This is a genomic window from Erythrobacter sp. CCH5-A1 (assembly GCF_001557115.1).
Taxonomy (GTDB): domain Bacteria; phylum Pseudomonadota; class Alphaproteobacteria; order Sphingomonadales; family Sphingomonadaceae; genus Erythrobacter.
In genome coordinates this window covers 1-10955 of sequence record NZ_LSKQ01000286.1, presented here as the reverse complement: position 1 = coordinate 10955, position 10955 = coordinate 1, and the positions used below count along the sequence as shown (strand labels likewise).

The 10955-nt window shown below is 60.8% G+C and carries 9 protein-coding genes and 2 pseudogenes; 3 read left to right on the top strand and 8 right to left on the bottom strand.

Annotation, left to right across the window (positions count from 1 at the left end):
- Positions 1-54: 54 nt before the first annotated feature.
- The 7 genes and pseudogenes from AX708_RS17785 to AX708_RS17755 form a co-directional block, all read right to left on the bottom strand.
- Positions 55-234, bottom strand: a pseudogene (locus AX708_RS17785) (HupE/UreJ family protein); the annotation flags it as partial.
- Between the two features lie 75 nt (positions 235-309).
- Entirely contained in the window at positions 310-3504 is a 3195-nt protein-coding gene (locus tag AX708_RS17780; RefSeq protein ID WP_066524745.1) for an efflux RND transporter permease subunit, read from the bottom strand.
- Between the two features lie 11 nt (positions 3505-3515).
- Positions 3516-4754, bottom strand: coding sequence for an efflux RND transporter periplasmic adaptor subunit (locus AX708_RS17775; RefSeq protein WP_066524748.1), 1239 nt, complete (start codon positions 4752-4754; stop codon positions 3516-3518).
- Complete coding sequence (locus AX708_RS20120; protein WP_156454595.1) at positions 4751-6061, bottom strand: TolC family protein; 1311 nt, start codon at positions 6059-6061, stop codon at positions 4751-4753. The genes AX708_RS17775 and AX708_RS20120 overlap by 4 nt, the downstream gene beginning before the upstream one ends.
- A 21-nt stretch (positions 6062-6082) precedes the next feature.
- The gene (locus AX708_RS20630; protein ID WP_156454594.1) at positions 6083-6490 is read right to left on the bottom strand and encodes a hypothetical protein; all 408 of its coding nucleotides are present in this window, start codon (positions 6488-6490) and stop codon (positions 6083-6085) included.
- Positions 6491-6657: 167 nt separating this feature from the next.
- Positions 6658-7359, bottom strand: a complete 702-nt coding sequence (locus tag AX708_RS21210; protein WP_233999674.1) for a DUF3703 domain-containing protein — start codon at positions 7357-7359, stop codon at positions 6658-6660.
- Between the two features lie 95 nt (positions 7360-7454).
- Positions 7455-8081: a cation transporter gene (locus AX708_RS17755; protein ID WP_067490538.1), complete on the bottom strand. Its 627-nt coding sequence runs from the start codon at positions 8079-8081 to the stop codon at positions 7455-7457.
- An 83-nt stretch (positions 8082-8164) separates the two neighbouring features.
- On the opposite strand from AX708_RS17755, the gene AX708_RS17750 reads away from it, so the two are divergent.
- From AX708_RS17750 to AX708_RS17740, 3 genes and pseudogenes are all read left to right on the top strand, one after another.
- Positions 8165-8569: a helix-turn-helix domain-containing protein gene (locus tag AX708_RS17750; RefSeq protein WP_067490533.1), complete on the top strand. Its 405-nt coding sequence runs from the start codon at positions 8165-8167 to the stop codon at positions 8567-8569.
- 117 nt (positions 8570-8686) lie between these two features.
- Positions 8687-9033 (top strand): annotated as a pseudogene (locus AX708_RS17745) (YnfA family protein).
- Positions 9034-9046: 13 nt separating this feature from the next.
- Complete coding sequence (locus AX708_RS17740; protein ID WP_067490532.1) at positions 9047-9664, top strand: trans-aconitate 2-methyltransferase; 618 nt, start codon at positions 9047-9049, stop codon at positions 9662-9664.
- 329 nt (positions 9665-9993) lie between these two features.
- On the opposite strand, the gene AX708_RS17735 is transcribed toward AX708_RS17740, so the two are convergent.
- Positions 9994-10955 (bottom strand): strawberry notch C-terminal domain-containing protein (locus AX708_RS17735; RefSeq protein WP_197426419.1); only part of this gene is annotated, 962 nt, incomplete at its 5' end.

Below are 10955 nucleotides of genomic sequence, written 5' to 3'. Positions count from 1 at the left end.
TACATCAACCGTTCAACCACCGAGGAACTGTCCGGAAATTAAGGGGCAACTACAGAAAATCACCCCAAACAGGAACAGCAGGTGATCGTACCCGGTGACCATGTGCTTGGCCCCGAGATACAAGAACGGGAAGAACAACACCCCGCTGCTTTCCTGAATATAACCCTTGTCCCCTTCGGCGACATTGTGGGCATAGGCATCCACCGACACGAGCAGCAGCATGGCCAGCGCCATAAAGGAAAATATGATCCAGCGTGGCAACGCTGGAGAAGTTGGCGATAATCTAGCGATCATGGCGTGGTATCCTGATCATTGAACGGCGGGACGGCGGCGGAAACGATTCCGCCAAGCTGGCTTTGGATTGTCAGCCTCACCGGTCCTCTTTGCATGGACCAAGGCGTAAAGTGCAGGCAGCACCACCAGGGTCAGGATGGTTGACGAGACAATGCCGCCAATCACCACGCTGGCCAGAGGCCGCTGCACTTCCGAGCCGATCCCCACATTCAGCGCCATCGGCACAAAGCCAAGTGACGCCACCAGCGCGGTCATCAGCACGGGCCGTAACCGCGTCAGCGCCCCTTCACGGATGGCATCTTCAAGGCTGCGGCCCTCCTCGCGCAATTGCTTGATGAAGCTGAGCATCACCACGCCATTGAGCACCGCCACGCCCGAAAGTGCGATAAAGCCCACCCCGGCCGAGATCGAGAAGGGAATGCCGCGCAGCAGCAACGCTGCCACGCCGCCCGTGAGCGCCAGCGGCACGCCGGAGAACACGATGGCCGCATCGCGCAGGGAACCAAACAGCGCAAACAGCAGACCCAGGATGAGCAGCAGGGTGATCGGAACTACGATCTGAAGCCGCTGGGTCGCGGATTCGAGCTGTTCGAAGGTCCCGCCATATTCAACCCAATAACCCTCAGGCAGCTCGGCATCGCGCGCCACCACCTGCTGGACTTCGGCAATGAACGACCCCAGATCGCGCTCACGCACATTGACCGTGACAACCGCGCGCCGTTTGCCATTTTCGCGGCTAATCTGGTTAGGCCCGGTGATGTCGGCGATCGTTGCGACTTCGGATAGCGGCACAGTCTGCACCGCCCCACCCGCGATCCCGCCACCGGGAAGCGGGATCGGCAGGCGTTCCAGCACCGTGCGATCCTGCCGCAGGTCTTCGGAAAGGCGCACGACGATGTCGAACCGTCGGTCGCCTTCGAAAATCTGACCCGCGTTGGCACCCGCAGTGGCTGCGGCCACCACTTCTTGCACCGCGCTGACATTGAGGCCCAGCTGGCTGAGGCGTGCCCGGTCAGGGACAATCTCAACAAACGGCAAGCCGGTCACCTGTTCCGCCTGCACATCTTCCGCGCCATCGATGCCCGATACGATGCCAACCACGCGGTCAGCCGCTGCTGACAATTCGTCGAGATCATCGCCTACGATCTTGATCGCAACATCGGACCGAACGCCTGCGATGAGTTCGTTGAACCGCATCTGGATGGGCTGGATGAATTCATACCGCGAACCCGGCACGTCGCGCTGGATTGCCTCGTTCATCTCGGCAACCAATTGTGCTTTGGGCTTGCGCGGGTCGGGCCATTCGTCGCGCGGCTTCATGATGATGAAAGTGTCGGCCACGCTGGGCGGAACTGCATCGGTTGCCACGTCGGCAGTCCCGATTTTCGCGAATACCAGACTGACTTCCGGGAACTGCTTGATGCGGTTTTCCAGTGCGGCCTGCATCTGCACTGCCTGCGTCAGGCTGGTGCCCGGAATCCGCAGGGCGTGCAGCGCGATGTCTCCTTCATCAAGGTTGGGGATGAACTCCGAGCCCAGCCTTGTGGCTGCCACCCCACTCAGCACCACAAGAGCGCCTGCGAGCACCAGCACCGTGACGCGGGCGCGCAAGGCCCAATCGAGCAGCGGAGCATAGGCCCGGTTGGCACCGCGCATCACGCGGCTTTCCTTCTCCTCAACTTTGCCAGTGACAAACGTTGCCACGGCGGCGGGCACGAGGGTGAGCGACAGCAGCGCTGCTGCTGTCAGAGCGAGCACTACAGTGATCGCCATTGGATGGAACGTCTTGCCCTCCACCCCGGTCAACGCAAAAATCGGCAGGTAAACGATGGTGATGATGGCAATGCCGAACAGGCTGGGCCTGACGACTTCCGCCGAAGCGCTGGCGGCAAGGCTGAACCGTTCCTCGCGGTTCAGCAGACGGCCGAGGCTGTGTTGCGCCTCACCAAAGCGGCGCAGGCAATTTTCCACAATGATGACCGTGCCGTCGACAATCAGCCCGAAATCGAGCGCACCCAGACTCATCAGATTGCCCGACAAGCCGCCTTCAACCATGCCTGTAATCGTCATCAGGAAGGTGATGGGAATGACCGCTGCCGTGATCAGAGCCGCGCGGATATTGCCCAAAAGGGCAAACAGCACCACAATCACCAGCATTGCGCCTTCGGCAAGGTTCTTTTCGACCGTCCCGATCGTGGCTTCCACCAGCACTGAACGGTCATAGACGGTGACCGCAGACACTCCTGCGGGAAGAGACTGGTTCACGACCTTCAGTTGCTCGGCCACTGCCACGCTCACATTGCGCGGGTTTTCGCCGACCAGCATATAGATCGTGCCCAGCACCACCTCGCGCCCGTCCTTGGTGGCCGCGCCCTGTCGGATTTCCGAACCGATAGAGACATCGGCGACATCGGCGATCCGTACAGGGGTGCCGGCACGAAAGGCGACGATGATGCCCGAAAGATCCGCTTCGCCGGTTGCATTACCCGGCACCCGGATCACCGATTGTGCGCCCGACCGCTCAACATAGCCTGCACCCACGCTGGCGTTGTTGCTTTCCAGCGCCTTCGTCAGATCGGCCACGGTCAGGCCGAAGCCCGACAGGCGCGCGGGGATCGGCGCAATCACATATTGGCGGCGATAACCGCCAACCGAGTTGACTTCGGTTACGCCGGGAACGTTGCGCAATTGCGGCCGCACCACCCAGTCATGCAAGGTGCGCAGATCTTCCGCCGTGTAGGGGGTTCCATCGTCCTTGCGCGCGCCCGGTTTGGACTCGAGCGTATACATGAAGATTTCGCCCAGCCCGGTTGCAATCGGACCAAGCGCGGGCTCCATTCCGGGAGGCAGATTTCCGGCCACCCCTTGCAGGCGTTCATTGACCAATTGCCGCGCGAAATAGATGTCGGTCCCGTCATCGAACACCACGGTGACCTGGCTGAGGCCAGCGCGCGAAACGGAACGCGTGTAGTCCAGCCCTGGCAGACCGGCCAAAGCCGTTTCGATCGGCAAGGTGATGCGCTGCTCCGCCTCCAAGGGCGAGAAGCCCGGCGCGGCTGTATTGACCTGCACCTGTACGTTGGTGATGTCGGGCACAGCATCGATCTTCAGCCGCCCGAAATTGTAAATGCCCAGCCCCGCAATCAGCAGCGCCACAACAATAACCGTCCATCGCTGCCGGATCGACAGCCTGATGATATTCTCAAGCATGATGTCGCTCCTCAGTGATCGTGGCTGGCGCCGGCTTTTTCGATGTCGGCCTTGATGACGTAGCTGCCCTTGGTGACATAGGCCTGCCCCGGCTTGATCCCGCCCAGCACCTCGGTCCATTCCGGCCCGCGCGTGCCCAGTTCGAGCATCCGGACTTCGTAAGTGTTGCCCACCTGCGCGAACACCACGGTGAAGTCGCGGAACGCCTGCAATGCCTCGGTCCGCACCGCCAGCGGCACTTGCCTGCTCTGGATCGTCACCACCCCGCGCACCCGCATTCCGGGTCGCCAGAACCCGTCGCGATTGGGCAGACTTGCGCGTGCCAAGAGCGCCCCGGTTGCGGGGTCAGCACCGGGCAAGAAACTGCCCAAGCGCGACGTCACCGAACGATCACCTTCGAGCAGGCCAAGCTGGACTTCCTGCCCTGCGCGCACCCGTTCCATATCGCGCGGGAAAATGGGGAACACCGCGCGCGTCCGGTTGGGGTCGGCAATCACATAGATCGGATCACTTCCGGCAACATCACCGACATTGGTGCGCCGCTCCACAATCACGCCGCTGACTGGCGCGGTGATCGCATAAATCTGCATACTCTCGGCGCTTTCGACCCGCGCAAGCACTTGTCCCGCCCGGACGGTATCCCCCACATTTGGCCCGGCACTGACCACCCGGCCCGGAAATTTCGCACCCACGTTGGATGTCGCGGAAGGCTCCAACTCAACATAGCCGATGATTTCGATCGTTTCGGACAGGCTGGCCGGGCCAACGCGCTCGATGGTTACCCCCGCCGCCTCGGCGGCCTGTTTGGGGAACGTCACCCGGCCCTCGTATGAGGCATATTCCCAACGATGGCGGCGGCCGCCTTCACGTGCTGCGACGGTAACGTCAAAGCTGTGTGGTTCGATCACCACGCCGTCGCCCCGCAGGAAATCCTGTTCAGCGGCAAACTTGAACGTGTTGACCTCCCCGTCGAGCCGTTTGAGCTGGATGGTCAGGTCAACATCGCGCGACGCAACCGGCTTGTCGCCGCGATAGGCATAAACGCGGTACTCCGGCGGCACGCCGTCTTCGAATATGGTCACTTCCAGCGCAAAATCGCCATCACGCAGCATCCGCCCATTATGCGGACCGCGTTCATATTCCTCAGGAGCAGCGCCTTCGGCCGCCTCGCTGCTTTCAGCCGGGGCATCACCGCAGGCCGTCAGCGGAACAAGGAACAGCGCCGCAATCGTCAGTTGGAAAAGTCTCATTGTGATGCCTCCTCGGCCAAATTGCTGAAGCGACCGGTCAGGCGGTCCAGTTCAACCTTTGCTTCATGATATTCGCGTGCAGCGTCGACAGTGCGCATGGCAGCATCGACGGAGGCGGTTTGCGCAGCGGCCAAATCGGCAAAGCTGAAGAAGCCACGCTGATAACCGACACGAACTTCGCTCAAGGCTTTTTCAGCGAGGGGAAGCACCTGAGTCTGGATGGCGTCAGCTTCGTGCCGCGCTTCTTCGACCCGTTCGGCAGCAAGCGTGATGGCGCGTCGAAGGTTGAACATTTCAACCTCCCGTTCGGCATCCACCCGCTGCCTTTCGGCCTGAGCTTCCGCCACACGCGTGTCGGCAAGTCGCCTTCCGCCGAGCGGCACCGAAACCCCGAAGACAAAACCAACATCGCCCGTACCGATAAAGCGCGGCCCGCCGCTGAGGGTGAGATCGCGAACGGAATCGGCCTGTCGAACGGCGATGGCTGCATCAGCCTGTGCGCCCGCTGCCTGATAGATTGCAGTGATCTTCGGGGATGGCTCCATCGGTCCGGCCATGGGGGCAAGATCCAGAAATCTGCCTATCGGGACGATCAGCCCGTCAGCACTGCCGCCCCACCATTGGGACAACCGAACCAATGCTGCGTCGCGCGCATGAACGGCAAGTTCCAGGTCGACCTCGGCCTCGGCAACTCTGGCCCGCGCCCGGGTTCCAGCGAAGATCGGATCGCGCGCCGATGCGACACGGCGATCAACCTCGGTTGCAACGCCTTGAGCAATTGCCAGGCGCTCCCGTGCGACGCCGATGGCGGCCTGGGCGGCCTGCACCTCAACATAAGCAAGCTGAACGTCGGAAATGATCTCAAGCCGTCGGACAACTGCCTGCGCTAGGGCAACATCAATCTGACGGTCGGCAAGAGTGACTCGCGCCTGACGCTTGCCACCGCGTTCGATCTGCTGGCTGTAGGTTCCGGTGATCTGGAACTGGTCGTAAAGACTGTCGGACGGCGGACCGAAGTTTTCGGTCGCAATCTCCAAACTGGGCCTAGGCGGCAAGTCAGCAGCCGCCCGGTTCGCGGTCAATGCATCGACCTGGGCAACAACTGACGCATTCTGCGGCGCAGCGGCTAGCGCACGCCGAATGGCGTCTTCCAGCGTCAAGTCCTGCCCAAATGCAGGTGATGCCACCAAAGCGGCGAGTGCTACCGGCAAAAGCAACGCTTTGCGGGCAGCGCGCGTGCCTTTGCACGCACGTATTCGGGAAAACATGGTGAGAAAACCTTGATCGCAAGCATGGGAATGTCCCACGCCTGCTCAAGGCGCGGGACGTCAGGCGTCCAGTTTCAGCACCATGGGAGGCCGCTCTGGGCCCGGAACGGCAATGCCGTCAACATGTCGATCTCCAGCGGGCGCGCGCAAGTTACCCAACAGCATTAAGCCGAGCAGTTCATCCGCTGATGACGCCAAAAGGCTGGAGCCATTATCACCATGATGATGATGTCCGCCCGCAATTTCATTCTGCCCCTGATCATCAGTTGGGTCTGCATGATCAATGTCAGCGTGGTGGTCAGCCTGCATGGCCAGCGCATCACTCAGCACCGAATGATCGTGTGCGGATGCCTCCGCTCCAGAATGCTGTATTGAGTTCAAGACCTCTGTGCCGGAGGCGCTCGCATAAACAAGCGCCAACACCATGCAAAGCAAGGCGAAGAGGCGCTTAACGCGAGGGGATTTCATGCACAGCACCATAGGTCCCTAACTCTGGCGGAACGGTCGTGCAAGAGATTAGAGCGCGGAGAAGTCATAAGCGGGATTACCCCAACCGTCGGGCCATAATTCACCTGTCTCCAGCGAGGTGGCATAGTGAATGGCTGAATTTATGCAGTTTATCTTAGGGGCGATGATCATAAGATCATATCCTGCTGACGCAGCGCCTCCGCCAAATCGACAGGTATCGGCATCGGCGCAAATGCGCTCACAGTAGATCGACCCGTATTGCCAATCGGCAAACGGCCCGTCAGGGCGCCCAGCGGGGCCAAAATAAGCCGGAAGATCTGGCCCAGCGCCTCGCGCGCATCACTCCGCCGGATAGAAAACCGCAACATAGCGCCATGGCTGGCAAGATGAGGGCCAAGATAGGGCTGCGACACGATATGCACCCGCTCCAAATGGTGCCATGCCCGACCATCGTCGCCCTCTTCTACGGCTGAATGGTATGCCGCCATTTCGGCCGCGATGACCCGCCGCGCGGCAAGGCTATTGGCAAGCCCCCGCCAGCGTCGCTGCCGGTGCCAATAGAAGATGTGCGCGAACGCCCAGATTAACGGGGTCATGGCTCCGGTCGAAACTTCGACCTCGTCGCTGTAGCGCGTCCCCCCATTCCGATCAGGCGTGACAGTGATCCAATGATCCCACTTGGGAATAAGGGCACTGTGCCCGTTATCACGCAGTCGCTTGGGCCATTCACTGTCCTCCGCTTCATGCAGCGAGGTTACAATCCACTGGGTCCCGAAGGGAATCATGCCGAACAGCCGTAGCTTGACCTGGTAGCGCCCGCCGGGCTGAAACCGGAAAAAAGCCGCGTCATCGACCGGAATGAACCGCACCAGCGGTCAAGCGATATGCTTCAGCAAGCCCGCCATCTGCACTTCTGCCCAGACAGTTTCCGGCTTGAGCGCGATATGTGTCGAATGGAAAACTTTCATGCCGCAACGCTCCGCAATTCAAGCCGTGCCTGCTGAACAATCTGAATGCCGCCGCTAATCCCCAGCAGCGCTAGGAGCGCAGCAACAATAAGGTCCGGCCAGGCCGTTCCGGTGCCGAACACGCCGAGCGCAGCAGCCATCACGGCAATATTGCCGATCGCGTCATTGCGTGAGCAGATCCAGACTGATCGCATGTTCGCATCACCCGTACGAAAGCGGTAGAGTATGATGGCGACGCCTGCATTGGCTGCGAGCGCGAACGCGCCAATGATCCCCATCAGTTCAGGTTTGGGTGCAGCTCCGCCCAATGCCGCCAACACCGCTGTGATCATGACCCAACCGCTCAGGCCGATCAGAGTAAGGCCCTTGGCAAGGGCAGCCCGCGCCCGCCAAGTAAGCGCCATCCCGGCAACCAGCAGGCTTATCGCATAGTTGGCAGCATCACCCAGAAAATCGAGCGCGTCGGCCTGCAAAGCACGGCTGTCAGCGGCGGCGCCTGCCGCCATCTCGACAGCGAACATGCCGGCGTTGACGCCAAGCGCGATCCACAATGCTCTGCGCCAACGCGGATCGTTCAGCGTTGCCGTCGTCCCGCACGCGGCCTTGCCGCAATTATCAGCCATCATCTTGCCTTCTCGACAAATCCCGAGTCGGCACTCTATCTACACCCTGTAGCAACTACAGGGTCAAGCCCGAAGGAGTGGCGATGAAGATTGGCGAGCTCGCGAGCGCCACGACGACCAAGGTCGAGACGGTGCGCTATTATGAAAAGATCGGGCTGTTGCCCCCGCCGGCACGGACAAGCGCCAATTACCGTGCCTATGGCAATGACCATCTGGCACGCCTGTCGTTCATCCGCCGCGCCCGCGATCTCGGTTTCACGCTCGAAGCGGTGCGCGAACTGCTCACGCTGTCGGATGACAAGGCCCAATCCTGCGAAGCAGTTGACGGCATAGCGCGTGTCCACCTCACCGAAATCGACCGCAAAATCGCCGATCTGTCCGCGCTGCGTAGCGAACTTGACCGGGTGATCGGTTCCTGCCGTCACGGGACGGTGGCCGATTGCAAGATTATCGAAACGCTGGCCCCTCGCACTATGCCTGCGAGGTGATCGCTCCATCGGGAACGGCGCTTCGGCCTCGCGTTCAAGTATGTCGGAGGCTGCGTTGACGATTCTGCGACACGCAGCGATGATCTCGACAGGCCCGCTGCCACCACGGATCCATCTATGACCATGCCGACCCTGCAAACCGGATTTCTTTATGCCTTGGCCGCACTCGCAGAGATCGCAGGTTGTTTTTCCTTCTGGGCATGGCTGCGCCTCGACAAGCCCGTGTGGTGGGTGTTTCCGGGCGTGGTTTCCTTAGCCTTATTCGCGTGGCTTCTTACGTTCGTCGATACGCCCGTCGCGGGGCGCGCTTACGCAGCCTATGGCGGTGTCTACATCGCCGCTTCGCTGATATGGCTCTGGACAGTGGAAGGCGCACGGCCCGCGACCGCTGGGATGTCATCGGAGCCTCAATTTGCCTCGCCGGGGCCGGGTTGATCCTTTTCGGGCCGGGACGGACGACATAATGAGGACAAGCTCATGAGCGACGAGCCAAGTTCCCACTGGGAAAATGTGTATGCAACCAAAGATGCCGCGCAGGTAAGCTGGTTCGAGGAAACACCCGCGCTGTCGCTAGAGCTGATTTCCGCTGCCTATCCGGGGCATGGCGGCGTGATCGACATTGGGGGAGGCGCGTCACGGCTAGCGGGTGCGCTAGTCGAAGCGGGATATGCGCCGGTGGCGGTTCTCGACTTGTCAGCCAGTGCGCTGGCCGTTGCAAAGGCGAGGCTTGGAGCTGCGTCCAGCTCGGTTGAATGGATCGTTGCCGATGTGACGCAGTGGCGGTCAACCACGCGATACGATGTCTGGCATGATCGCGCAGCGTTCCATTTCCTTACCGATACTGAGCAGCAACACGCCTATGTGGAAGCGATGCATTCGGCTCTCGCAAGTCATGGCATTGCTATCATCGGGACTTTCGCGCCCGACGGCCCGGAGCGGTGCAGCGGCCTGACCGTTGCGAGGCATGACGCAGCCAGTATCGCGGCGATTATTGGTCAGGACTTTGAGCTGGTGAACGAACAGCGCCACGAGCATCTGACACCGGGCGGCTCGGTTCAGCAATTTCAGTTCAGTACGTTTCGCCGAGTAGGTTAGGAGCGAGCCTGCCTTTGCATGTGTTGCGCTTGCAAGATGGCAGGTGCGTGATAGCAGCGCGAAACAAGGCGGGCTCCTGGTCAATGACCGGATGCCCGCCCTCATGCTCTGGTCAATCCCTTACGGGCAGCAGCTCATGGCCGCATCGCAGCAAGCGAGCACGAGGTCGCAGCAGGACATGGCGAGGAGCGGCAGATAAATGAGCGAGGACAGGAGTGCTCCTTTCCACTTGGTGCAGTTGTATCCTTACCCTCGGCGAAACGTGGGATCCGTCGGTAGAATCTGGGTGACGCGATCTGCAAACCGGATTGCCTGTGCCCCATCAGCAGTTACTCGGCTACAAGCCGGAGCAATGAGCCAATTACTGCGGCAGCTTTCTTCGCTGGAATGAACGCCCGTGTGCGAAACGCGATAATCTCAGTGAAACAGCCGATGCTTTTCAGCCAAGGCAGCTGATCGACAGGTGCGCCCACGATTTCATAGCGCTTCTCGCCTGCCACCCGCGAACATTTGATGGTCGCCTCGAATGGTTGCTTGATGGTGATTGTCCGATGCTCTCCAAGCGCCCTGATGATCGTATCCGGGCTGAGTTCAACAGTAGAGGCAATGTCGAATTTCTCGAGCAGCTTCGCCACATCGAGCTCGTGGACCATGCGGCCAAGCCAGCTTCTGCCCTCTTCGTCGACGATCCGCCGGACCTCCAGATAGTCGACAGGCAGGCTCGACCAGATCGGCAGGAGAAGTCCGGTCGCAAGGTACACGGTCTCTGTGGTGAGCCGTTCGGCAAGCTCCTCAACCTCGGTCTGCCAAAGCTTTTCGAAGGTTTGGTGCGGGGCTTCCTCCCAGGCCGATTCCGCAAGGTCATCGAAGTGGTGGTATTCGCGCCGCAGGGGACGGTGGAGGATAACCCGCCGGATCAACTCGCCCTGCTCGGTCATGAAGTGCCGCGAAGGTTCGGCCAAGGCTGCTTTCCCACTCTTGGTATTGTGGAGCAGAATGCAGCCGTCGGCATAGTCACGGCGCTCCAGAACACGCTCAAGAGGGATCGGCCGCGCTCTCGTCTTGAGAGCCAGCTGCAGCAAGTGTGACGTGGCGCCGGTTCGCTCATCGGTCCGTAGGACGAAGTCTTCGACAACCTCGGCTTGTTCGACCCGCAGGGTCTCGACGCCAACATCGAGCGATCCCGCCTCGCGCGCTGCGGACACCCGCGCTTCGACCAACCCCAGAAATTCCTCAAAGATCGCATTCTGCATTCCGATCGGCAGCGCGAGGATGCGGTTGAGCCAGCGCT